This window comes from Haloglomus halophilum, assembly GCF_024298885.1.
GTDB lineage: Archaea > Halobacteriota > Halobacteria > Halobacteriales > Haloarculaceae > Haloglomus > Haloglomus halophilum.
On sequence record NZ_CP101166.1, the window covers coordinates 4043355 to 4066377 of the forward strand.

The following is a 23023-nucleotide window of genomic DNA, read 5'->3' on the forward strand; positions in this document are numbered from 1 at the left end:
CCACGCGTTCCGTCGGGAGAATCAGCCCTCCGACGCGGCCTCGGCCTCGCTCAGCCAGTCCGGCTCCTCGACGGTCACATCGCTCGTCGCCGTGGTCCGGAGTTCGATGAACAGCCGCCGCGGCGTTCCGTCGCGGTTCCCCCGGATGTCGACCACGCCGCGATGGATGACGCCGCGTTCGTCGACCAGCAGTTCGCCGGTGGCGTCGGTGATGGTCGTGCTCTCGTTGATCGCCGACCGGTTCGCCTCGGCGAGCGAGTAGCGGGCCATCGTCCGGCCATCGCGCTCGACGAGTTCAGCGCCGGAGAAGTTCGCGAACCGGAACAGGCTCTCCGCCGAGCGGGCCACGTCGGCCCGACGTTCGTGGTACTGTTCGAACGTGCCGCTGCCGTTCCGGACCCGGTAGCTCGTCCGCCCGTCGACCGTCTGCTGCCGGTAGAGGGTCGTCACGTTGCGGTAGATGTCGACGGTGGTCTCCCCGCGGGGCGACCGCACGCCGAACTCGCCGAGCGAACGCTGCCCGTCGAGGTCGCTCCGGACCACCGAGACCGACCGGGTCCGGTTGCCGTCGACCATCGCCACCTGTGTCACGTTGAGGGCGTAGTCCGTCTCGGCGAGACTGTCGACCTTCGTGTCGAGGAGGGCTGTCGAGTCCCCCACACCCGACTCGCTCGTCCCGGCCGGGTACGAGAACGCGGTCGAGCCACCGTCGCTGCCATCCGCACCGCCACCGCCACCGGCGCCGTCTCCGCCGTCGCTTCCGCCCCCGCCACCGTCCCCGCCGTCGGGAGCCGCCGACCCGGTCGGGGATGGTGTCGGTGTCGGTTGCGTGCTCGTCCCACCACAGCCGGCGAGGACGACGAGACAGCACAGGCCCACCACCAGCAGGCTGCGTCGCATGCGCGCCAGTGCAACCCCACCCCGGATAGTGCTGACGGCGGCGGCAGCCCAGCCCCCCGGGAGCGAACGGCTTTTGCCGGGGCGTCGGGAACCAGCCCGCATGAACCTGCTCGTGGTCGGGGCCGGGACGATGGGCCGCTGGTTCGCCCGGAGCGTCGCCCCCGCCATCGACCGCGTGACCTTCGCCGACGACGACGCGGCCGCCGCCCGGGCGGCCGTCGCGGCCTTCGAGGAACGAGTGGCCGACCAGCCCGACCCGCCGGCGGCGGCCGTCGACGGGGAGCACGCCGACAGCGCGGCGGTCGACGTCGTCTGCGTGGCGGTGCCCATCTCGGCGGTCCCCGAGGCCGTCGCCGAGCACGGCTCACGCGCCGAGCGCGCCGTCGTGGATGTCTCCGGGGAGATGGCGACCGCGGTCGACGCGCTCGCCGACGCGGCGCCCGACTGCGAGCGCGCCTCCTTCCACCCGCTGTTCGCGCCCGGCAACGAACCCGGCAACTGCGCCGTCGTCGTCGACCGTGGCGGGCCGGCCGTTCGTGCCATCCGCGAGGCGCTGACCGACCGCGGCAACCACGTCTTCGATACGACCCCCGAGGAGCACGACCGCGCGATGGCGACCGTGCAGGCCCGCACCCACGCTGCAGTCCTCGCGTTCGGGCTCGCCGCCGAGGACGTGCCCGAGGAGTTCCACACGCCCGTCTCCGGGCCGCTGGCCGCCCTCGTCGAGAACGTGACCGGCGGGAACCCCTCGGTGTACGCGGAGATACAGGCGGCCTTCGAGGGCGCGGACGCGGTGGCCGACGCCGCCCGCCGCATCGCCGACGTGGCCGACGACGCGGAGGCGTTCGCCGAGATGTACGAGGCGGCCAGCGCCGGAGCGTTCGGGGCAGGAACCGGGGAAGCGGCGGCCCCCCACGACACCGACGCGCCCGGCCACGACACCGACGCGAACACGGACGGTGATGGCACATGATGGATGAGTCCCAGCGGTCCGACCTCCGGGACACGGCGCGCTACCTCCGGAGCGTCCGCCCCATCGACCCCGAGGAGGTGTTCGAGTACGTCGAGGGACAGCCCCATCCCGGTATCGTGAAGCAGGGACTCCGGACGCTGGCGCCCGAGCTGGGGCTGGTCGAGACCGACGAGGGGACCTTCGCTCCCGCCCCCGAGGAGCCGGTTCCGGCGTGGCGTGCCCGCGGCGCCGACGAGCACGTCACCGCGCTCCCGGACGACCACGCGACCCGGCTGGAGGACCTGCTCGTCGAGCGCTACGGCGCCGGCTGGCCGGACGGCGACAGCGGCGACCGACTCCGCGCCCGGCTGCGCGAGGTCAAGGAGCACTACCTCCACGGCGGCGATGTCGAGTACGACGACGAGACGGCGCTCGCGTACGCTGTCTACCATCTTCCGGGCTACTACGCGAGTGTCCAGTACGTGCTGGACGACCTCGCGAAGGCCGACCTGCTGGACCACCATCTGCGCGTGCTGGACGTGGGAGCGGGTGTGGGCGGGCCCGCGCTCGGCCTCGCGGACTACCTCCCGGACGACGCACTCGTCCACTACCACGCCGTCGAACCCGCGGCCGCGGCCGACGTGCTGGACGCGGTGCTGGAGGGGACGGGGCGGAACGTCCACCCGACGGTGCATCGGGAGACGGCCGAGGCGTTCGACCCGACCGGGCCGCTCGACGGGGCCGCCGCGGAGGGCGGGAACGACGACGACGCGGCGGACGGCTGGGACCTCGTCCTGTTCTCGAACGTCCTCTCGGAACTGGCCGACCCCTCGAAGACGGCCCGGCGATATCTCGACACACTCGCCCCCGATGGGTCGTTCCTCGCGCTCGCACCCGCCGACCGTAACACGGCGCTGGGGCTGCGCGGCGTCGAGCGCGCGCTGGCCGACCACTCGGGCGAGGACGCGGCGACGGTGTGGGCACCGACGCTGCGGCTGTGGCCCGACGCCGCGCCCAGCGACACCTGCTGGTCGTTCGACGTGCGCCCGGACCTCGACGTGCCGGGCTTCCAGCGCTCGCTCGATCGGGGCGAGCGCGGGCCCGACGCCGCCCCGTCCGGGGGCGAGGACCGGGAGCCGGGCGACGGCGAGTTCGTCAACGTCGACGTGCAGTTCTCGTACAGTGTCCTCCGGCGGGACGGCCGCCGGGCCATCGACTTCCAGCCGGCACACGACCGATTCGCCCGCCTCGCGGACTCCGAGGCCCACGTCACCGACCGCGTCAACGCCGCCGCGGTGAAGTTGAGCCACGACCTGACGGAGGCCCCCGGCGCGAACCCGCTGTTCCGTATCGGCGACGGCTCACAGGTGGCCGACCACTTCGCCGTCCTCGTCGACGAGGACGCGCTGAACGCGCCACTCCGCGAGGCGGACTACGGCGACCTGCTCACCTTCGAGCGGGTGCTGGTCCTCTGGAACGACGACGAGGCCGCGTACAATCTCGTCGTCGACGATGAGGTCGTGGTGGAGTCGGTGCCCGTACCGCCCTGACCGGGAGGGCAGTCCACGGGAGTGGGCCCCTGCCCGCCGCCGCAGGCACGGCTTTTTGCCCCGGCCGGCCGGAGACACGGCATGGAGGTTCTCCTCACCAACGACGACGGCATCGACGCCACGGGCCTGCAGGCCATCCGCGAGGCCCTCTCGCCGGTGGCCGACGTGACCGTGGTCGCGCCCGCCGCCGACCAGAGCGCGGTCGGGCGGAAGATGTCCAGGGAGGTGACCGTCGAGGAACGCGAGGCCGGCTTCGCCGTCCACGGGACGCCGGTCGACTGCGTGGTCGCCGGAACCCAGGCACTGGACCTCGACCCGGACCTCGTGGTGGCTGGCTGCAACCGAGGTGCGAACCTCGGTGGCTACACGCTCGGCCGCTCGGGCACCGTCTCCGCGGCCGTCGAGGCGGCGTTCTTCGACATCCCCGCCATCGCCGCCTCGCTCTACTTCCCCGGGAGCGACGAGCGGTACCGGGAGTTCGACCCCGACGTGCCCGCGTACGCGGAGGCCGCCCGCGCGACCCGCTTCCTCGTCGATCACGCCCCCGAGGCCGGCGTCTTCGAGCACGCCGACTACCTCAACGTCAACGCCCCGCTCCCGGCGGCGTACGAGCCCGACGCCCCCGAGAGCGAGGCCAGCGCCCCGATGCGGGTCACCCGCCCGTCCCACGTCTACCGCATCGACGCCGAGCGCGAGGGGGATAACGTCGTCATCCACGACCATATCTGGGAGCTGATGGCCGAGGGGACCATCCCCGACCCCGACGGGACCGACCGCCGCGCCGTCGTCGAGGGCGAGGTATCGGTCACACCGCTCGCCGCGCCACACACCACCGAACACCACGAGGCGCTCGACGGCCTGGTCGCGGCGTACGGCGACGTCGAGTGACGGCCGACGGGCGGTCATGGCGACGAGCCGGGCGTCGCCACTCGCCGGGTGAGCGTTGGGCCGGGACAATCGCCCGGCCCGCGGAGACGGGGCCGCAGAAGGCGTCGAGTCAAAGGAACCGTCGGACGGCGCTGGTGCGCCGCAGCCGTGGTATCAGAGCGTCCCGGAGAACGATTCCAGCCCGGTGACCGGGTTGGACGCACCGGACGAGGACGACGACGCTGCCGCGAGACCGTCGGTCCCCTTCACGGGAATCCGAACCTCCGAGCCGTCGTTGTCGATGCTGACGCCCGCCGACGTGCGCGAGTTGAAGTACGCGACGTCGGTCGTCGAGAGGGTGACACGAAGCGTGTCGCCCGCCTCGAACTGGCGCTGGACGCCGGCCAGTTCGAACGAGATGTCCTGCGATTCGCCAACCGGCCCCTCGACGCGGTAGGGCGTCGACTGGTTGTAGAGGAGTTCCGCGTTCCCCGCCGAATCGACGTGGTAGACCTTCGCGAAGACGAGCGGGTCGCGGCCCAGCGGCGTCACGTTCAGCGTGATTTCGGGCACGCCCAGGAGCTCCATGTGCTCCTCGACCGGGAAGTCGAAGTCAGCGAACGTCCCCGGCGCGTAGTCGTCGTTGCGCTGGACGAGAATCTCGGAGTTGGAGCCACCGGCCGGGCCACCGGCGAGGTCGGTCGTCCCGCTACTGGCGTTCGTGGCCTCGGTCAGCGTCCGGGACGGACCCTCGGCCGCGCTCGGAAGCGCGTCCGCCTCGGCGAACGCCTCGGCCTCCTGCTGCCAGTAGGTGACCTCGGCGAGGTCGGCCCGTTTGCCGCCGGCGACGTGCTCGGTCATCCAGTCGAGCGCCATCGCGTCGATCTCCCCCTGCTCGAGCGGCGCCTGCTGCTCCAGCGAGTGGCCACCGCGGATGAACACCATCCGGCTGTCCTGCCCGCCGCCCTCCAGCAGTTCGTGGTTCCGAACCGCCTCGGTCGCGGTGAACAGCGTGTCGTTCCAGCCGGTGATGAGCAGCGACGGCGGCGCGTTCTCCGCGAGCCCGGCCGCCTTCGTCGACGGCGAGCGGAGCTTGAAGAACGACCGGGCCGCCGGCGAGAACTCGTTGGTCGCGACGCTCTCGGTGTAGAACTTGTACAGCCGCGGGTCGACGCCGTTCCGGACGTCGCGCTCGTCGATATCGTTGTCGCTGTCGCCGCCCGTCTCGATGTCACGCGAGCCCTGCGCGCCGAACTCCTGCAGGATAGTCGTCCAGCCCGCCTTGATGCCGCCGTTCGGGGCCAGCGAGTAGGTCAGGTCGTTCCACGCCCACCGCGGGACGATGGCGTCGAGCCGGTCGTCGACCGCAGCGAGGTTGAGCTGGATACCGCCGGCGTAGGAGAGCCCGTCCATGCCGACCTTGATGTCCGGTCCGGAGCCGGGGTTGTCGACGTCGCGCGTGCCGGTCCGGCCACCGTTCCGCTCGTCACCCTGCACGAGCAGGCCGGAGCTCTCGCGACCGACGTCTGCCTGACGTGCGTAGCCCAGCCAGTCGAGGAGCGACTGCGCGTCCTTGACCTCCTTCGGCCCGTCGACGCCGACCTCGCCGTCGGACTCGCCGAAGCCACGCGAGTCGTAGGTGAGGACGACGAAGCCCGCTTCCGCGTATTTCGTTCCCGTCCGGACGAGCGCCGCATCCTCCTTGTCGCTCCCGTAACCGTGCGTCATCAGGACAGCCGGCGCCGGGCCCTTCGTATCCGGCAGGTAGAGCTGCGTCGCCAGTTCCTTCCCGTCCCACGTCTCGATGCGCTTCGTCACCGTCTCGACCTGCTCGCTGGCCGCCGCCGCGTTCGTGACGCTCGTCCCGAGCGCGCCCGCCGCGAGCAATGTCGTCGTCGCACCTTTCAGAAACGAGCGTCGGCCCGTCCCACCCGACCCACCACGGTCTTGCTGCCTGTCCTGTTCCATACCATACAATGCCGTACACCAACATAAAGAGAAATTGACAGTCCCGTCAAAACGTCCGACAGCGCGGCCCGCGGTCCCCCTCACGTTGAAGCCCCTCCCGAGTGACGCGACGGTATGGCACACATCGACATCAGGGCCGACATCGACCTGAACGGTGCAACGCTCGTGGAAGGGCTCCCCGGGGCCGGGCTCGTCGGGAAGATCGCCGCCGACCACCTCGTCGACGCGTTCGACATGCCCTGTGTCGGTGGACTCCACTGCGACGGCATCCCGGACGTGGCCGTCTACCACGGCGATAGCTCCGACCTCATGCCGCCGGTCAGGTTCTACGCCGACGCGGACCGGGGCCTGCTCGTCCTCCAGAGCGACGTTCCCATCTCCCCCCAGCGAGCCGACGACTTCGCCGACTGCGTGACGAGCTTCGTCACCGAACACGACATCACGCCGTTCTACCTCAGCGGCCTCCCCGAGGAGAAAGAGGGCACACCGGAGCTGTACGGCGTCGCATCGGGTGACGCCGGGGGCCGCCTCGACGAGGCCGGCATCGTCCCGCCACGGCAGGGCGGCCTGGTCAGCGGCCCCACCGGCGCGCTCCTCTCGCAGGCACAACGCCAGGACCTCGACGCCGTCGGCCTCATCGTCGAGACGGAGGCGCAGTTCCCCGACCCCGAATCCTCCCGTATCATCATCTCGGGGGGTATCGAGCCCCTCACCGACCTCGAGATCCCGACCGAGAACCTCGTGGAGCGCGCCGAGGAGATCCGCGAGGCCCGCGAACAGCTCGCCGAGCAGATGCAGCAGGCCGACGAGGAGTCGAGCCAGGCCCAGCCGATTCGAGGGTTCCAATAGAGCGGCGGTCCCGTCCCGCCGCCCGTCTCACTCCGTCGTCACGCGTACCCGGTAGAACCCGGCGAGCGTCATGACGTGGTCGAACTCCCGGAGGCGTGACCTGTCGTGTCCGGTGTAGTCCGTGAGCGGTCGTTCCGCTTCCGCGCGGGCGTCGGCGGCGATGGTGTCGGGCTGGTTTACCGTCGCGAGCGAGAGCGACCGGTCGGCGCTGTCGACGGGCGAGAACCGGAGCGCGACGTAGTAGTCGCAGGGTGGCGTGATGGTCGGCACGTCCGGGTGGACCCGGTAGGTGGTGCCGTCCCGCCTGACCCACAGCTCGGGGTAGCTGCCGTCGCCCTGCCGGCCCTCGCGTCTGATGTACTGGTAGGGCCGGTTCTGTGGCGGGAGGTCGACGGCCATCCCGTCGAGGGTCCGCCCGACAGGCTCGCTGACGGCCGCCGGGAGGTCCGCGAACGGGTGGACCGTCGCGTCCTCGGGGGGTGAGGCCTGTTCGGCCCGGTACTGGACGATGTAGTGGCCGCCGGTGTCACCCTCGACGGTGTAGCTGCCGGACAGGTCGCCCGCGTGGCGGAGCCGGACTGCCCACCCGGGCTGGACCGGCGAACGCCCGCAGTCCTCCGGTCGGGTTCTCCCGCGGGCAGTGTCGCCGCTCGCGGCCGTCCGGAGCCAGTCTCGCCACTGCCCGGGGAGGACCAGCGCGGGCTCGCCCGTCGGCAGGTCGTCCGTGCCGACGTACTCGTAGGTGACCGTCGCCCCGGCGCCGGTGGGCGACGTGTCGGTCGGGGAATCCGTGGGCGCATCGTCGCCATCAGCGGGCGAGTCGGGGGAGAACGGACTCGTACAGCCCGCGGTCGCTGCCAGCATCGCGAGGTAGGCACGTCTGGAGGGCATATCCACCGGATGGCGGTGTGCGGAAAAACGCCTTCTGGATGCTCAAAGAGGTGCTTGTTTCTGGGGCCGGGACTCGCTTTCCGCCAGGGGATTTCGGCCGGGAGAGAGCCTTCACTTCGGGGTGAACGGCGGGTCCTGTGGAGTCGAGTCCTCCGTCTCCCGGCTGCAGGGCTCGGCACGCCGGAACGCCCACCTCAGAGCAGCCCGCCGATACTCCGGAGCAGGTTCACCACTCCCCAGAAGAGCCCGCTGACGACGCCCCGACCACCGATCTGGATTTCGCGGGACGCCAGCGCCTCGCGGAACGCGACCCCCGGTGAGTCGGCGGTGGCGATGCGGTCGAACGTCTCCTTGTCCGTCGTCATCCGGATCGAGGCGTCGCTTCGGGCGCCCGCGCGCAGTTCCTCGATGCGGTTGTCCTCGGTGAGCCGGAACGAGAAGACCGCTTCCTCCCCGTCCACGGTGGTCACGTGGAAGTTGACCACGTTGTCGGTGGCCAGTCCGCCGGCGAGCCCCAGTTCGGGCTGCTCATCGTTGTAGGCCGTGGTGACCGACGAGACCCGCAGGTAGAACCGGCTGCCGAACGTCGTGTCCGGCGACTCGACCGGGCTCCCGAGGGCGTCGCCGCCCTCCCGGACACCGTCGCCGGCCACTGCGCCGGGGTCGGCGGTCGCGTTGCCCTCCTGTGCGACCACGGTGCCGGCCGGTGTGGCCCCGCCGCTGGCCACACCACCGGCCAGGAGGAGCAGCACGCAGCTCACCACCACGAGACCAGGGTGCGTGCGCCGACTCGAGTTCACACCGGTCCTTCGGGCGAGACCACCATCAATCGCCGACTCCCTTTGGCCGAATCCGGGCCATTTCAGCACTGTTTTCATCGCCGAAACGGTCCGTTTACCGGTTGCTGTCCCGCGACTCCGGTCAGACATCCATCTCCCCCGGCAGTGAGAGCACGTTCTCGCGGCCGATGCGGTACACCTCGATGGTCCCTTCATCCTGCATCTCGTTGACGACCTGGCTCGTCTTGGTCTCGGACCAGCCAAGCTCGCTCACCACCTCCTGCTGTTTCATCCGCCCCCCTCGCGACTCCAGCAGGTCGAGGACACGTTCGGGGTCGCTGAGGAGCTCTTCGGGAACCGCCGCCGCAGCGCCGTCCCCGTCGCCGGACGGCTCCTCGGTCGCCGACTCCTCGGCCGCGGTGGCTGGGTCGTCCGCAGTGGACGGGTCGTCCGGTGTGGTCCCGGTGCGGTCCTCCGACGAAGGCCACGGCAGCAGACGCCCGTCGGGGTCGCGTCGGCGCCACCAGTACACGCCGACACCCCCGGCGCCGGTAGCCGCGACGAGGCCGACGACGGCCCCGATGGTCGCGAGCGTATCGGGGCCGAGGAGTGGACCGCCACCGACGGTGACCCGTGGCTCGTAGGGCGCGAACTCGACCGGACCTCGCCAGACGACCGCCCTGTCGCGCCGGGTATCTGGGTCCGGGCTGACCTGCTTCGCGTCGAACCCGGCGGGCCACTGCACCACGAGTCGGGTGTCCGCGTCCGAGAGCGGCAGCCGGGTGATGGCGTCGCCGATGACCATCCGCCCACCCGACCGGGAAGCGAAGCCGGTCCACACGAACCGGTACACCACCACGCCCTCCCCGGTCGGGAGCTCCCTGGCCTGGACGGTGACGTTCCGGATCTCCATCGACCGCCCGGTCCGGCTGGCGGCGACCTCGGCGGCCTCGGCCATCATCTCCCGGTAGGGGCCGGTGTACTGGAGCGGCCGGGCCTCGATGCGGTCGTCGACGGTCTCGAACCGCGACCGCGTCTCCTCGTCGTCCAGGGCGACACGGTAGCCGACCTCCCAGACCGCCGAGCCGTCGGGCTGGACGGCGATGCGGATGGCGGTGGTGTCCGCCGCCAGCCCGCTGGCGTTGCGCTGGACGGCGGGGACGCTGTCGGTGGTGCTTCCCCCCGGATTCGGGGACAGCGACCCCCCGGCGACGGTGGCCAGCAGTGCCACCACCAGCAGGGCCAGCACGGTCGAACCGCGGTAGCGGTCCATCCTCCTTCTACCGGGGCATTACCAGCCGCTCTCATAATCCCTCGGTCGGCCGTCGGGACTGGGAGCGTCCGAACCGGCGGCGCCGGACCGGGAGCATCGCCCTGAGCCGGGATGTCCGATGACCTCCCCAACCGCGCGCGAGGCCGAACGCCGTCCGGTTCACCACGGCGGTGCTCCCCCGTCACAACCGAGGGCGAAATTCTAGTATTTGAATCCAGCGACCGTTTTGGAGAGAATCCGGCAAGGATTCACGAGAACCGCACGACTTGGAGGGTATCAAATCCGGACAAATCTACGCGGAACCGCCTCGATTCACCACCAGCGCTGGGGGTTTATACGGAACTCCACGGGGCATGTGCAGTCACGATGCGAGGAACCGCATCGGCACGCTCCGGTCCTGTCACGGCGGTCACGGCCCGGTCGACGGGTGCGGATGCGTGCACACGGAGACAGCCCATGACCCGGAACCACGAACCGAAGTTCGACACGGACGAACCGCACACGACCGACGACCAGTACGCGAGCTTCTCGACCGAGGCGGGGCTCGTCATGTACGACCCCGACGACCCGGACGCGTGGCTCGAGGCCGACACCACCATCGACCCCGCGGAGGTGGCGTAGATGTCTCGAGACGACGCCACCACGGGCGGCACGTCGCGGCGGAGCGTGCTCAAGACGCTGGGCGCGGCCGGCGCGGCCGGCGCCGTCGGCCTGGCCGGCTGCAGCGAGGTCGCGGCACGGGAGTACGAGGCGGCCCCGGTCGCGCTGGCGGCCGAGGCCGAGTCGGAGGGCTTCCACGCCGTCGACGCCGGCAGCTGGGAGGAGACTCGCAGCGCCGAGGCGCTCGGCATGGAGGTCGACGCGACGCTGACGAACCAATACGCCGCCTACGGGGGCCAGGATGCCCACCTGGGGCTGGTCGCGATGCCCGCGGTCGAGGAGGGCGGGGAGGCCCTGAACCCGCTCGCCGAGCGACCGCTCCCCGACCTGGTCGACTCCGACGCCGCCCGGTCGCTGCTCCGCCGGCTCAACATCGAGCCCGAGGGGGAGCTGGCATGGCGGCGCGGCCCGGAGCGGCTCGGAGTCCGTGAGACCGCCTTCCTCGGCCGGGAGGCCCGTGCGATGGCGTTCACCGGAACCACCGGCGGCGGCGAGGAGGTCCTGCTCCACGTCGCTCGCATCCGCCACGAGGGCGACGCCGTCTTCGGCGTCCGGGTCGATACCCGGCCCCTCGAACGCGACCAGGAGCGCGCCACGCCGACGGATGGAGGCAGCGAGGACGAAGACGGCTCCATGGACTCGGGCTCCGGCGGCGGCTGGTCGCCCCCCGAGGCCTGGGAGCGCTTCGATATCGGTCTCGGACACGGCGAGCGCATCGACCCCTGCGCCGGTACGCCCGGTCGCTGGGTCGAGATCACCAAGCCCGAGGACCGTGGGCTCGTCACGCTGGACGGCTCGACGAGCGGCGGTTACCAGTTCCCAATCGAGTACGACGGCGGGAAGCCGTACGCCGAGGTGACCGCTGAGGCAGACACGGGGAAGGTCCTCGGGGTCTGCGGCGGGTGGCCGGACGACTTCGACCACTACGAGTGGAGTTACCGTCGCATCAGCCAGCACAGGGGGCACTGCGGGCCACCACTGAACAGGTGGGTCTCTGCCGGCACGGGGACCTCGGTGACCATGCCCCTGGAGGACTGCGAGTGCGGGTTCACCATCTACGAGATTCGCGTCGAGGCGTACGACTCGCAGGGCAACGTCGCCTCCAGCGACACCATCCGCTACAACGTCAACGTGTGGGGGTGCTGAGATGACGGACTCGCGACCGCCCCGGCACGGAGGTGACCAGGCGTGACCGACGAGGCCGACACCACGGACTCCGGCGAGACCTCCGACAGCCGGGTCGCGCTGAGCCGGCGGCAACTGCTGGCCGGGACCGCCGCGGGCGCCGTCGGGCTGGCCGGCTGCTACACCGCCGTCACCGAGCTGGACGACGGGGCCGGTGAGTCCGGCGGAGGCGGCACGCCGACCCCGACGTTCGGCTACGGCGGGTCGCCGGACGGCGGGGACGCCTCCTCGACCGGGACCCCGGACCAGCGTGGCGAGTGGACCCCCGGGGCCACCGAGACGGGGACCCGCCCCGACCTCGACTGGCCCACCGACACCCCGACGGCGACAGCGACGCCCAGTCCCACGCCGTCACCGACCCCCAGTCCGACCCCGACGGCGACGCCCACGTCGCCTCCGATTCAGGACGACTTCGGCGAGCAACGCTACGGCGAGTACGGCTACGGGGGCGTCGGCCCGTAATCCGGCGCACACGAGGTGAACACAATGAGCAAGACTCCGAACCACGGCTACAACGTTCCGCAGAAGGGCGCGAAGAACTGGCACAAACCGCTGAACGACAACTTCCGGCAGTACGACATCGACATCGAGGTCCGCGACGCCGCGTCCAACCGCGGGAACTACACGCCCAAGCAGGGCGCGAAGTTCCTCGCGACCGACCTCGGCGTGGTCTACCTGGGCGATGGGTCGAACTGGCTCCCGATGCTGGCGCTGTCGCGGCTCCGGACGCCTGCGACGACGGGCGCCGCGGCTAACCTGATCGCCGGCCACCCGGGCAACAGCGTCGCGAGCGGCATCAGCGGCGCGACGGTCGCCGGCGGTGGCTTCGACGACGGGAACACGGTCGAGCCCAACGAGGTGACGGCCCCCTTCGGGACCGTCGGCGGTGGTCGCGGGAACGCCGCCGGCGCCGAGAACGCCACGGTCGCGGGCGGCGAGGCCAACTCAGCCAGCGGCCAGGACGCGAGCGTCGGGGGCGGCACCTCGAACGTCGCCTCTGGGCAGCACGCCACGGTCGGCGGCGGCGACCTCAACCGGGCCACCGGCCAGGATGCCATCGTCGCGGGTGGGATGCGCAACGAGGCCACCAACCAGTGGTCGACCGTCGGCGGCGGGAACAACAATGTCGCGAGCGCCGGCAACTCGACCATCGCCGGCGGCTCGAAGAACACCGCCGAGTTCGACGCGGCGACCGTCGCGGGCGGCTACGACAACACCGCGAAGTACACCGCCACCGTTGGTGGCGGGGCCGAGAACAGCGCGGGCGGCGACCACTCGACCGTCGGCGGCGGGGAGAAGAACACCGCCAGCGCGGAGTACACGACCGTCGGCGGCGGCGGACGGAACGAGGCCACCGACAAGATGGCCACCGTCGCCGGGGGCGTCGGCAACACCGCGGACAGCACCGGGACCGTCGGCGGCGGCCTCGGGAACTCGGCGGGCTACGTCGCCACCGTCCCAGGGGGGCGGAACAACGCGGCCAACGGGAGCTTCTCGTTCGCCGCTGGCCGGCAGGCGACCGCCGACGGCGACGGGAGCTTCGCCTGGGGCGATAGCACCCAGCGGAGCGTCACGGCCTCGCGGGCGGACCAGTTCCTGGTCCAGGCCGGCGGCGGCGTGACCGTCTTCTCCAGCAGTGATGCCTCCACGGGTGCGGAACTCCCGCCCGGCGGGGGCTCCTGGTCCTCGCTGAGCGCGAGCTCCGCGAAGACGAACATCCAGCCGGTCGACCCGGGCGCGGTCCTGGACCGGGTCGCGGACCTGGATGTCAGTCGGTGGGAGTACGACAGCCAGGAGGACGCCACCCACATGGGCCCGATGGCCGAGGACTTCCACGACGCGTTCGGGCTCGGTGCCGACCGCGACCGCATCGCCACCGTCGACGCCGACGGCGTCGCGCTGGCAGCAATCAAGGGCCTCGACCAGCGGGTGGACGACTGCGAGGCGCGTGTCGCGGACCTCGAACGCGAGGTCGAGAGACGCGACGAGCGCATCTCGGACCTGGAGGCCACGGTCGCGGAACAGTCGTCGGCACTCTCGGACCTCCGCGACGAGGTCGCCGACCTCCGCGAGACGGTCGGCGAAACGGACGCGGCGTGAGCTATCACCCCCGCTGCCCATCTCGGCCCTCCCACGACCCGCCTACCGGACGACCGGACACACTGGCTGCGCCTGAAATACTGGGTGTCCCAGCCATGAGTCCTTGATGCATATTGAACATTCTTGTCTAGTTATTCTGCAGTTATTACGACTGTTCTGGATATATTCCAGTCTATTTCGATAGAATCGGAAAATCGAGGGGTGAAACGGAGCTCTACAGCTCGCCACCGCTCTCGAGCTGGCCGCCGTCCAGGCGCTCCTTGGCCATCTCCTCGAGCTGGAAGCGCTGGACCTTCTGGGTGGCGCTGCGCGGGAGTTCGTCGACGAACCAGATGCGCCGCGGGTGGGCGTAGGTGGCGACGTGGTCGAGCGTGAACTTCCGGAGTTCCTCCTCGGTCACGTCCGAACCCTCCTCGAGGACGACGAAGGCGACGGGGGCCTCACCCTTGACCGCGTGCGGGGCCGCACAGACGCCGGCCTCCGCCACGTCGGGGTGCTCGTAGAGGGCGTCCTCGACCTCGGCGGGGTAGATGTTCTCCCCGCCCGCGATGATCATGTCGTCCGAGCGGTCGACCATCCAGAGGTAGCCGTCCTCGTCGACGCGCATGATGTCCTCCGTGAGGAAGTAGTCCTCGTCGTCGAAGACGGCCGCCGTCTTCTCGGGGAGCTTGAAGTAGCCCTCGAAGACGTTGGGGCCCTTGATGGCGAGCTCGCCGGTCGTCTCCTCGCCCTCGAAGTCGAGGTCCTGGTCGGGGAACGGCTCGAGCTGGTCGTTCGTCACCTTCGTCTCGCGGGTGTCCGGGTCGACGAGCTTCACGTCGCAGACCTCCAGCACGGGGCCGATACAGCCCGCGGCCTTGCGGACGCCGTGGGACGGCTCGATGGTGCCCGCGGGCGCGGTCTCGGTCATCCCCCAGCCCTCGATCATCGGGACCCCCCAGGCCTCCTCGATGGTCCGGCGGACGTTGTCCGGCAGCGGCGCGGCGGCGCAGTTGACGTAGCGCAGCGCGGAGAGGTCGTACTGGTCCTCGTTGCCGCGGTACTCCTGCCACATCATCGTGTACATCGCGGGGACGCCGGCCATCGTGGTCACGTCGTGCTCGTCCAGCGCCGTCAGCATGTTCTCGGCGTCGGGCTCGGGCTGGAGGTGCATCGTCGCGCCCTTGTAGAGGTACGTCGACATGATGGCGTTCAGGGCGAAGATGTGGAACAGCGGCAGCACGAGGACGATGGAGTCGTCGGCGTCCACCGCGAGGCCGCCCTTGGTGTAGGCCTCGACCGCCGAGAGGAGGTTCTCGTGGCTCAGGAGGACGCCCTTCGGCTTGCCGGTCGTCCCGGAGGTGTACGGCTGGCAGGCGATGTCGCTCACGTCGCGCTCCGGCCGGTCGAACTCGGTGGGCTGGTCGGCCATTGCCTGCGAGTAGTTGACGATGCCGTCGTCCGTGACACCGGGCAGGAGGAGCGTCTCGATGTCCGTCGCCCCCGCGAGCTGCTTGGCCTCGTCGGCGAGGACGGGCGAGGCGATGACGATGTCGGCCTCGGAGTTGTTGACGACGTAGCCGAGCGTGTTCGGGTCCATCCGGAGGTTGAGCGGGACCGCCACGCCCCCGGCCCGGATGATACCGAAGTACGCCGGCGGGAACTGGTTCGTGTTCGGGATGAACAGCCCCACGCGGTCGCCGGGTTCGACGCCCTGCTCGACGAGGAGGTTCGCGACCTGGTTGGCCTGCTGGTCGACCTCGGCGAAGGAGAGTTCCTGCCCGAAGGAGGTGAAGGCGGTCTTGTCCCCGTACCGGTCGGCAGCCATCGCCGGCACGTCGCCGAAGTGACGCAACGGTTCGCCGTTGTGGTGTTCCATAACAGAGGGAGGAACCGCCGGTCACGGCATAAAGATTGGCGCCCGGCACGGCTGTCGGACTAAAAGCGTCCGGCAGATGCAGGGCCGAGAAGGTCATTGGGAGTCGCTGGACGGACGCGGCGTCACCCGCTCAGGCAGGGGCCGCGACGAGCAGCACGGCCGCCGTCGCGAACGCACCCAGCCCGAGGAGGGCGTAGTTGGCGACGGTGTTGTCCGCCCGGGCGATATCGAAGGTGAACGAGTCGGCGGGGAGCGGCCAGAAGAGGTTGATGCCCGCCGGTGTCAGCATATCCGCGAGGAGGTGCGACCCCACGCCCAGCACGCCGATACCGGCGGTGAACACCGCCGCCCGCGTCGGCTCACCGAGCGGCTGCCACGACCCCTGGCCGACGGCGTACCCGACCGCCCCCAGTGCCCCGGCGACCAGCGCCAGGAACAGCAGCGAGTGGGTCGGGCCCCGGTGTGGGACGAGCGGGAGGTCCATGTCCACGTCCGGGAGCGTCGCGAGCGCGAGCACGCCCGCCCCGCCCACGAACGCCAGGAACGGGTCCGCCTGCACGAGGATGTAGCCGACCGGTGCGTAGACGAGCAACGCCATCCCGTAATGCCCCGTCGCGTACACACCGTCGGTTCGGTGGCTCCGGATTTGAACCTGTGGGCAGACTGCCACGGCCCCCCGGCTACCCGCCGGCCGACCGCCGGCCGATGCCCACAACTAAACCGCTGCCCGCCGTACAGGTCGGCGATGGTCGGGGTCCAGTCGGTGGTGGAGGGGATGGTGCGGACGTTCGGCCCCTTCCTCATCCCGGTGACCGTCTTCGCCATCGGGGTCGTCGGCTACACGGTGCTGTTCCTCGTGAGCCGGCAGTTCCGCCCGGACACGGAGGAGGGCGTGGTCAACCTCTCGGCCGGGACGCCCGAACGCTCCGCCACCGACAACGACTACGGCGCCAGCACCCGCGGCGTCCGCCCGTACGACGACGATGAGGAGGGCGCGACGACCGACGGGACCGAAGCCGACGGTACGGGGCGCTCCGGAGGCGGGAGCAGTGCCGGTACCGGGCCGGAACACGAGGGAGCCGACGACCGGACCGGGAACACCCCCCGGCACAACGACTAACCCGGCTCCAGACGGAGCCACGGTATGGCTCCAGACGAGACGCCGACGCTCCGGGACAACGCCATGACGCGCTTCCCGGTGCCCGACTTCGAGGACCTTCCGGAGGACCTGCAGGAGCGCATCGCCGAGGAGACCGACCAGGCCGGCTTCACGCCGAACGTCTTCTCGGCGATGGCCCACCGCCCCGAGCAGTTCCGCGCCTTCTTCGGCTACTACGACGCCATCCACGAGGGGAGTTCGCTCGCGCCCGAGGAGATCGAGATGATAATCGTGGCCGTCTCGGGGACGAACGACTGCTACTACTGCATCGTCGCGCACGGCGCCCTGCTCCGCATCTTCGCCGACGCGCCGCTGCTGGCCGACCAGATCGCCGCCAACCACCGCCTCGCCGATATCTCCGACGAGCACCGCGCGATGCTGGACTTTGCGGTCAAGCTCACCGAATCGCCCGGTCGCGTCGACGAGACCGACCTCGACCGCCTCCGCGAGGCCGGCTTCGACGACGAGGCCATCTGGGACATCGGGACCGTCGTCGCCTACTACAACCTCGCCAACCGGATGGCGCTGCTGACGGATATGCGTCCGAACGAGGAGTTCCACGCGATGGGGCGCTGACCATCAGGGAGGCCGCGGGCCCGCGACCTGGAGCGTCGGTCAGGCCACCAGCAGGAACCCGACCAGCATCGCGCCCGTCACGACCAGTTGCGCGAGCGCGCTCCCGAGGACCGCGACGGTGGCCGTGCCGGCCGCGCGGAGCGACCCGCGGGGGTCGCCCGACGCCCGGAGTTCCAGCAGGAACACCGTGCCGGCGACGCCGACGACGACGCCGAGCGGCCCGAGTACGAACAGGAGCGCGAAGCCGACGACGCCCGCCACCGCGGTCGTCCGTGTCGAGGCCCCGCCCGCCTTCGCGCCGAGCGGTGCGGCGAACCAGTCGGCCGCGAGGCCGAGGAGCCCGAGCCCCACCAGCCCAGCGAGCGCGAGCGTGCCGGGACTGGTGTAACCCGTGGCCCACCAGTAGGACAGGACGCCGGCCAGCGACAGCGCCGGCCCCGGGAGTCCGGGGACGAGACTCCCGAGGATGCCGACGAGCAGGAGCGCCAGCGCGGCCAGCCACACCGCCTCGACGGTACCCAGCATGGGGACCGACACCGACGGTCCCACCGCGGCGAGAGCGACGGGTTCGGGAACGGGAACAGCGTGAAGCGGGGACACGTGTGCCGTGAAGGTTGCGCGTGGGGCGGCTTACGTCCCGCGGTCAGTGGGGCGCGTTTCAGCGTTCCGAACAGGACGCGCCCTTATGCCCGGACGGAACGGTCCTCGACCATGGACGATACGTACCGCTCCACCGTGGGCGTCGTGGCACTCGCGCTCCTGCTCGTCGTCTCGGGGTGTGGGCAGGTCATCGGTGGCGGGCCAGCGGGCCCCCAGTATCAGGGCGACGCGAGTGACTACCTCCTCACGGCCGGAGAGGTCGGCGACGGCTGGACGGAGAACGTCACCCGCGACCCGAACATCAACTCCTCGCGCATCGAGTCGGGCCGGGTCATCGAGCTGACCAACGGGAGCGCCGACCTCCAGATAACGGTGCTCGTGTTCTCGTCGGCGTCGGATTCGAGCGCGTTCCTCGACGAACAGCGGCAGGCGTACAACTCGAGCGGCCTGAACGCGACCAACGTCTCCCTGGGAGATGGTGGCATCGGCGCGACCGTCTCCACGGGAACCTTCCTCGAGGCACGGACGGACAACGTCTACGTGCAGGTCATCGGCAACGTCCAGCCGGAGACCGCCGAAGGCTACGTCAGGGCACAGTTCGAGAAGCTCCGGGTCGCGGGCGAGTCCGACGAGTAATCGCGGCGAGCCACTCCGTTCTCGACGGCCCTCAGCCGCCGTCGTACCGCGCCGCCTCCTCGCGAGCCGCCTCGCCACCGTACGCGTCCACGAGCGCGACGCACGCATCTCCGAACGCCCGCATACAGGCGCGACGGGAGACGAAGTCGAGTTCCTCGGCCACGTCGTCCCACGGGTGGGACTGACACGCCTTCCGCACGAGGAGGCGCTCCTCGGTATCGTCCAGTCCCGCCGCCGAGCCGCCCAGCAGGTCGTGGAGCGCGAGTCGCCGGAACGGCCGCGGCGCCGGGGCGTACATCCCGGGGCCGTACGCCGCGGCCGCGACGGTCCGCCACTCGCGGTCGGACAGATCGAGCGGGACCGTCGCGTCGGCCGCGCGCAGCGTCGCCCGGACCACGTCCGGGTCCGCGTCCCGGAGCGGGTCGCCGAGGACGCTCCCGATGCGCCGTGCGAACCAGGCCGCGCTCCGGTCATGGAGCACGCCCCCGGCATCGGTGAGTGGGCGCATCATCAGTGCGGAGTACTCGCCGGAGGTGTCGTTGCGCGTCGTCGAGAGGTGAACCGTCCGGAACTCGTTCCGCCCCCAGAAGCGGAGCAACCGCGGCGTCGCGCCGTAGCCCACGCCGAGGTAGTCGACCGGCTCGACCGGCCAGCGTGGCTCTGGCGGGTCGGCCGCGGGGGGAGCGCCCTCGCCGCCATCGGCCGGACCGCCCTCGCCGTCGCCCTCGTCCGGCCCGAACTCGTCGGCGACCTCACGCAGGAGCCGACTCCCCAGCCCCTCCGAGCGGACGGCGTGATGGGTCGCGATGCGGAGCACCCGGATCCCGACGGGGTCGCCGGCCTGCTCGTCGCGCAACTGGGTCGTCAGCACGTCCGGGAGCATGTTGCCACGCACGCGCTCGCCCTCGTACATCCGGGCGCGGCGCTCCGCCGGCAACCCGCCCTCCCGCGCGAGGAGCGCCACGGCGACCGGGTGGCCGTCGTGGATGAGCGCCCGGACGGCGACGTTCGGCGCGTCGAGCAGGCGCGCGAGGTCGTCCGGCTCCGTGCGGTAGTGGGCGAGTACGAGCAGGCCGAACGCCTCGGCGAGCCGCCACTCCTCGCCCGGCGCCGCGAGCGTCTCGGGGTCGAGGCGTTCGTACGTCGTCGTCCCCGGCGTGGCGTCCACGACGATATCGTCGACCGGCGGCCGGGCACCCAGCATGAGTGCCCGGAACGACCACACCTCGATGGGGTCGCCGCCGGCGTAGCGGATGGGCTCGTCCAGCGTACGGTCGGTCACTGTGTAGTCGCTGTCGGCGAGGCGGCCACGGAACCGCACGTCGAAGCCCCGGCCGGCGCCCTCGTAGCCGTGAACCGTCGTCGCGAACGCGACCGGGACGCCCGTCAGGTAGCGTTCGAGCAGGCGGACCGGGAGCGAGGCCGCCTCGTCGACCAGCAGGACATCAGGGGTCGTCGCCGCGTCGGGGTCGGCCACCGCCTCGGCCGCGTCCGGCGGGCCCGCGAACCGGACTCGCCCCCCGCCCACGCGCAGGGTGTGGGCGTCCGAGTCCCACTCGGCGTCTGCGCCGACCGACGCGACCAGCTCGCGCGCCCGGTCGAACGCCTCGCTGGCGTTCCGGTAGCCCGGCGCCGCCACCAGCACGTCCCGGGCGTCGAGCGCGAGCGCGCCGGCGGCCAGTCCGATGGCGCTGGACTTCCCCCGGCCGCGGTCGGCCGTCAGGACGACCGCCTGCTCCGGCTCGCGGAGGTGTTCACACGCTGCGACGGCATCGGCCTGGTCGGCCGTGCGGCAGGCGTCGTACGAGGCACGCGGGAAGACCGCATCGGTGGGGGGCTCGACCGCCGGGTCGTCCGTCACGAGCCGCGGTGCCGGGTGCGTCAGGCCGTCGCGCTCGATGTCGACCGTGACACCCTCGTCGGTGTCCGCAACGGCGGCGATAGCCACGCCCGGATGCGCGCGGAGCGTCCGCACCAGCCGGCGCCGGAAGACGCCGGTCACGTCGTCGAGGTCGAACGGCGGTACCGCGAGCGACTCGTCGAAGCCGTCGCGGCGGTCGGGCCACGCGTCGAGCGGTGGCGCCAGCACCACGAGCAGCCCACCGCCGTCGACCGTGCCGGCCGCCCGCCCCAGCGCGTTCGGCTGGCAGGCGTCGTGGCAGTCCACGACCGTCGCGTCGTACGTCTCGCCGAGGAGGTCGCCGGAGCGCGTCGGCGGGCGCCGGGTGGTCGCGTCGACGGCGTCGCGCTCGCTCAGGACGGCAACCCGGTCGAGGCCGGCAGCATCGAGCGCGACGTTCGCCGCCCGCTCACAGGCGTCGCGCGGGCCGTGGAGCACGAGAAGCCGGCGCTCGTCGGTCGCACGCGCCTCGGCGACGAGCCGCTCCGCGAGCCCCGGGAGGTCCATACCGGTCGGGGGGTCCCCGAACGGCAAGGGTCCGTCGGTCGTGGGATGTCGTGGGTTCACACCCCACCGAACACGCTTACCCGTGCGCCCGACACGACCCCGACATGACCAGCGACGACCCGCCGGGGCTGACCGACGCCCTCGCGGCGGTCGAGCGCGACCACGGCGCCCGCGTGGTGGCCGTCCGCGACATCGGCAGCCGGGCGTGGAACCTCCACTCGGCGACGAGCGACCACGACGTGGCGGCGCTGTTCGTCCAGCGGCCCGCCGCGTACGCACGGCTCGGCGACGTGGTCGAGTCCGTCGAGCGAACTGCCGGGGAGACGGAACTCCGGGCGTGGAACGTCCGCCGGTTCGGCGAACTGCTCGCGGACTCCAACCCGACCGCGCTGGAGTTCTGCCACTCGCCGCTCGTCCACCGACCCTACGAGCCGCTCGCGGCGCTCGTCGCGGACGTGGCCGACCGGTTCGACCCGATGGCCGTCTACCACCACTACCGGTCGCTAGCGACGCGGCAGTACCACAAGTACCTCCAGCGGCGGCTGCTCGACGGCGGCGAGCCGGTGTCCGTGGTGGTCGAGGAACTCGAAGACGCGTACCGCGTCCGACCGGTCGACACCCCCGACGCCCCTGACACTCCCGACGCCCCGACCGAGCGCGTCCCGAAGGACCGCTACGAGGCGGCGACCACTGACCGGACGGTCAAGCGGGCGCTGTACGTCGTCCGGGGCATCCTCTACGCCGCGTACGTCCGCGACACCCACCGGTTCCCGCCGCTCGACTTCGGCGCGTTCCTCGACTCGGTCGGTGCGGTCGACGGGTTCGACCCGGACCCGGAGCTGGTGGCGACGGCACGCGACCTCGCCGAGCGCAAGCGGGCCGGCGAGGGGGGCGCGGTCGTGGGCGACCCCGTCGGTCAGGACGCGTTGCCGCCGGAGCATATCGACCCGGGGACACACGCCGTCCGAGGGATTCCTCGAGAGCGGGTGAACGCGTTCATCGAGCGAGCACTCGCCGACGCACCCGAGTGAGTCTGATGCCGGTTGCCGGCGTGGGGCGAGTGCGCCGCCCCCTCGACCGCCACAGGAGTCCGCAGAACCCGCCGGTTCCCGCGACAGGCGGCAGGTCCCGCGGGGGCCGTCGGGCCCAAACCGCGACCGTGACAAGCCCGTCTCATGAGCTACGCCGAGCAGGTCGCGAACACGATCGATGAGTTGCGGACGGTCGCCGAGGAGCACGGCTGCGAGGTCGGCCGGGCCGGGAGCTACGACTGCATCGTGGTCGGCGGGACCGGTGAGACCATCCGCCCGGTGCCGACGGCGGTGTTCCGGAAGGCCCGGGCGCTGGGGCTGGAGGCTGCGGGTGCCCACGTGGACGAGGCGACCGGCCGGCCGCAGGTCGGGTTCGACTTCGTCGAGCCGCCCGAGCGCGGCGACGAGGAGTGAGAGCGCGCCGCGGGCCGACCCACCAGAGTCATACCGGAGGCCGCGCTACCGGAGTGCATGTCAGACCAGTCCGACGCGGTCACGCTCACCATCGACGGCCCCGACGGCGACGACGAGGTCACGCTCCCGGAAGGGCTCCTCGAGATGCTCGCCGAGGGCGACGAGTCCGCGGCCCAGGTCGTCGGTGACCTCGCGATGTTCGGCTGCGCCCAGCGCATCCACGCCACCGTCCACCACTCCGAGGGCGGCGTGGACGAGGAACTGGAGGCCATCGAGGAGACGACGATGGACCTGTTCGAGGAGCGATTCGGCGCCACCTACGGCGAGCTGACCGGCCACCAGCACTGAGTCGGCCGCACTTCTTTGCC

Annotated in this window: 23 protein-coding genes; 14 read left to right on the top strand and 9 right to left on the bottom strand. The window is 71.3% G+C overall.

Translation table 11 applies throughout. The features are described from left to right. Positions 1-21: 21 nt before the first annotated feature. Positions 22-900, bottom strand: a complete 879-nt coding sequence (locus NL114_RS19675) for a DUF7537 family lipoprotein (protein ID WP_254822618.1) — start codon at positions 898-900, stop codon at positions 22-24. 100 nt (positions 901-1000) lie between these two features. Here NL114_RS19675 and NL114_RS19680 point away from each other — a divergent pair, with 100 nt between their 5' ends. The 3 genes from NL114_RS19680 (at position 1001) to surE (ending at position 4290) form a co-directional block, all read left to right on the top strand. After that, complete coding sequence (locus NL114_RS19680) at positions 1001-1873, top strand: NAD(P)-binding domain-containing protein (RefSeq protein WP_254822619.1); 873 nt, start codon at positions 1001-1003, stop codon at positions 1871-1873. Next, the gene (locus NL114_RS19685; protein WP_254824750.1) at positions 1873-3402 is read left to right on the top strand and encodes a DUF8157 domain-containing protein; all 1530 of its coding nucleotides are present in this window, start codon (positions 1873-1875) and stop codon (positions 3400-3402) included. Before NL114_RS19680 ends, NL114_RS19685 begins: the two co-directional genes overlap by 1 nt. An 81-nt stretch (positions 3403-3483) precedes the next feature. Beyond that, positions 3484-4290: a 5'/3'-nucleotidase SurE gene (gene surE / locus NL114_RS19690; RefSeq protein WP_254822620.1), complete on the top strand. Its 807-nt coding sequence runs from the start codon at positions 3484-3486 to the stop codon at positions 4288-4290. A 153-nt stretch (positions 4291-4443) separates the two neighbouring features. Here the strand turns inward: surE and NL114_RS19695 are convergent, their stop codons facing one another. Next, positions 4444-6237, bottom strand: a complete 1794-nt coding sequence (locus tag NL114_RS19695) for a CocE/NonD family hydrolase (protein WP_254822621.1) — start codon at positions 6235-6237, stop codon at positions 4444-4446. A 114-nt stretch (positions 6238-6351) separates the two neighbouring features. On the opposite strand from NL114_RS19695, the gene NL114_RS19700 reads away from it, so the two are divergent. Next, the gene (locus NL114_RS19700; protein WP_254822622.1) at positions 6352-7086 is read left to right on the top strand and encodes a proteasome assembly chaperone family protein; all 735 of its coding nucleotides are present in this window, start codon (positions 6352-6354) and stop codon (positions 7084-7086) included. Positions 7087-7113: 27 nt separating this feature from the next. On the opposite strand, the gene NL114_RS19705 is transcribed toward NL114_RS19700, so the two are convergent. The 3 genes from NL114_RS19705 to NL114_RS19715 all read right to left on the bottom strand — a co-directional run bounded on the left by NL114_RS19705 (position 7114) and on the right by NL114_RS19715 (position 10029). Beyond that, on the bottom strand, positions 7114-7977 hold the full coding sequence (locus NL114_RS19705) for a hypothetical protein (RefSeq protein WP_254822623.1): 864 nt from the start codon (positions 7975-7977) through the stop codon (positions 7114-7116). Between the two features lie 194 nt (positions 7978-8171). Continuing rightward, positions 8172-8729, bottom strand: a complete 558-nt coding sequence (locus NL114_RS19710) for a hypothetical protein (protein WP_254822624.1) — start codon at positions 8727-8729, stop codon at positions 8172-8174. A 169-nt stretch (positions 8730-8898) separates the two neighbouring features. Beyond that, positions 8899-10029, bottom strand: coding sequence for a DUF7345 domain-containing protein (locus NL114_RS19715; RefSeq protein ID WP_254822625.1), 1131 nt, complete (start codon positions 10027-10029; stop codon positions 8899-8901). A 456-nt stretch (positions 10030-10485) separates the two neighbouring features. On the opposite strand from NL114_RS19715, the gene NL114_RS19720 reads away from it, so the two are divergent. Genes NL114_RS19720 through NL114_RS19735 form a run of 4 tightly spaced genes read left to right on the top strand, consistent with a single transcriptional unit; the run spans position 10486 to position 13974 of the window. After that, a complete protein-coding gene (locus NL114_RS19720) occupies positions 10486-10650 on the top strand; it encodes a DUF7331 family protein (RefSeq protein WP_254822626.1) in 165 nt (54 codons plus the stop codon). Continuing rightward, a complete protein-coding gene (locus NL114_RS19725) occupies positions 10651-11835 on the top strand; it encodes a DUF6517 family protein (RefSeq protein WP_254822627.1) in 1185 nt (394 codons plus the stop codon). A gap of 42 nt (positions 11836-11877) precedes the next feature. Then, the gene (locus tag NL114_RS19730) at positions 11878-12336 is read left to right on the top strand and encodes a hypothetical protein (protein ID WP_254822628.1); all 459 of its coding nucleotides are present in this window, start codon (positions 11878-11880) and stop codon (positions 12334-12336) included. 24 nt (positions 12337-12360) lie between these two features. Further along, positions 12361-13974, top strand: a complete 1614-nt coding sequence (locus tag NL114_RS19735) for a tail fiber domain-containing protein (RefSeq protein WP_254822629.1) — start codon at positions 12361-12363, stop codon at positions 13972-13974. A 214-nt stretch (positions 13975-14188) separates the two neighbouring features. On the opposite strand, the gene NL114_RS19740 is transcribed toward NL114_RS19735, so the two are convergent. After that, the gene (locus NL114_RS19740) at positions 14189-15832 is read right to left on the bottom strand and encodes a class I adenylate-forming enzyme family protein (protein WP_254822630.1); all 1644 of its coding nucleotides are present in this window, start codon (positions 15830-15832) and stop codon (positions 14189-14191) included. A gap of 130 nt (positions 15833-15962) precedes the next feature. Beyond that, on the bottom strand, positions 15963-16454 hold the full coding sequence (locus tag NL114_RS19745; RefSeq protein WP_254822631.1) for a metal-dependent hydrolase: 492 nt from the start codon (positions 16452-16454) through the stop codon (positions 15963-15965). 123 nt (positions 16455-16577) lie between these two features. On the opposite strand from NL114_RS19745, the gene NL114_RS19750 reads away from it, so the two are divergent. Then, positions 16578-16952: a hypothetical protein gene (locus tag NL114_RS19750; protein ID WP_254822632.1), complete on the top strand. Its 375-nt coding sequence runs from the start codon at positions 16578-16580 to the stop codon at positions 16950-16952. A gap of 24 nt (positions 16953-16976) precedes the next feature. Beyond that, complete coding sequence (locus NL114_RS19755; RefSeq protein ID WP_254822633.1) at positions 16977-17567, top strand: peroxidase-related enzyme; 591 nt, start codon at positions 16977-16979, stop codon at positions 17565-17567. Between the two features lie 39 nt (positions 17568-17606). Here the strand turns inward: NL114_RS19755 and NL114_RS19760 are convergent, their stop codons facing one another. Further along, the gene (locus NL114_RS19760) at positions 17607-18092 is read right to left on the bottom strand and encodes a DUF456 family protein (protein ID WP_254822634.1); all 486 of its coding nucleotides are present in this window, start codon (positions 18090-18092) and stop codon (positions 17607-17609) included. A gap of 186 nt (positions 18093-18278) precedes the next feature. On the opposite strand from NL114_RS19760, the gene NL114_RS19765 reads away from it, so the two are divergent. Beyond that, positions 18279-18803, top strand: a complete 525-nt coding sequence (locus NL114_RS19765) for a hypothetical protein (RefSeq protein ID WP_254822635.1) — start codon at positions 18279-18281, stop codon at positions 18801-18803. Positions 18804-18834: 31 nt separating this feature from the next. Here NL114_RS19765 and tmcA read toward each other — a convergent pair whose 3' ends face one another. Next, positions 18835-21210: a tRNA(Met) cytidine acetyltransferase TmcA gene (gene tmcA / locus NL114_RS19770; RefSeq protein WP_254822636.1), complete on the bottom strand. Its 2376-nt coding sequence runs from the start codon at positions 21208-21210 to the stop codon at positions 18835-18837. Positions 21211-21314: 104 nt separating this feature from the next. Between tmcA and NL114_RS19775 the strand changes: the two genes are divergently transcribed. The 3 genes from NL114_RS19775 to NL114_RS19785 all read left to right on the top strand — a co-directional run bounded on the left by NL114_RS19775 (position 21315) and on the right by NL114_RS19785 (position 23003). After that, on the top strand, positions 21315-22241 hold the full coding sequence (locus NL114_RS19775) for a nucleotidyltransferase domain-containing protein (protein WP_254822637.1): 927 nt from the start codon (positions 21315-21317) through the stop codon (positions 22239-22241). A gap of 144 nt (positions 22242-22385) precedes the next feature. Beyond that, complete coding sequence (locus NL114_RS19780) at positions 22386-22655, top strand: hypothetical protein (RefSeq protein WP_254822638.1); 270 nt, start codon at positions 22386-22388, stop codon at positions 22653-22655. A gap of 57 nt (positions 22656-22712) precedes the next feature. Continuing rightward, a complete protein-coding gene (locus tag NL114_RS19785) occupies positions 22713-23003 on the top strand; it encodes a DUF7545 family protein (RefSeq protein ID WP_254822639.1) in 291 nt (96 codons plus the stop codon). The last annotated feature ends 20 nt before the right edge of the window (positions 23004-23023 follow it).